The organism is Arthrobacter sp. Y3221157, assembly GCF_059089865.1.
Genome location: NZ_JBNHFD010000223.1, coordinates 1 through 475, shown reverse-complemented (window position 1 = coordinate 475; position 475 = coordinate 1). Strand labels below are relative to the sequence as shown.

1 protein-coding gene is annotated in these 475 nt (G+C 66.7%); it reads right to left on the bottom strand.

Going from position 1 to position 475, the window contains the following annotated elements; translation table 11 throughout:
- The coding region (locus tag AC5RTT_RS20755; protein ID WP_494146736.1) for an FAD-dependent oxidoreductase at positions 1 to 475 on the bottom strand (475 nt) is incomplete at both ends.

The following is a 475-nucleotide window of genomic DNA, read 5'->3' as shown; positions in this document are numbered from 1 at the left end:
AAGGAGAAGATGCCGTTGAAGCCGTCTTCGATCTCGGCTTCGCGCAGGGCGGGCAGGATCTGCTTGGTCGCTTCCCAGGCGGGCAGGAAGTCCTCGACGGTGAAGTCCAGGCGGGAGGGCATGTGGTGTTCGCTGATCTCGTCCGGTTTGAAGCTTCCGAGCTCGTCCAGGTCCACGGGCATGGGTTTGTGGGCGTAGGAGCCGATGCCGTACCGGTCGCCGTGTTCGCGGTAGTACAGGTCCTGGTCCTGGTGGCGCAGGATCGGCAGCCGGGCGCCGTTGGGCAGCTCGTTCTTGCCGTGCTGGGCCGGGACGGGGGTGGTTTTGACGTACTGGTGGGCCAGCGGGAGCAGGGGCACGGCCATGCCGATCATTTCGCCGATTTTGGCGCCCCAGAACCCGGCGCAGGAGACCACGATGTCGGCCGGGATCACCCCGTCGGGGGTCTGCACGCCGGTGACCCGCCGGTTCGTCT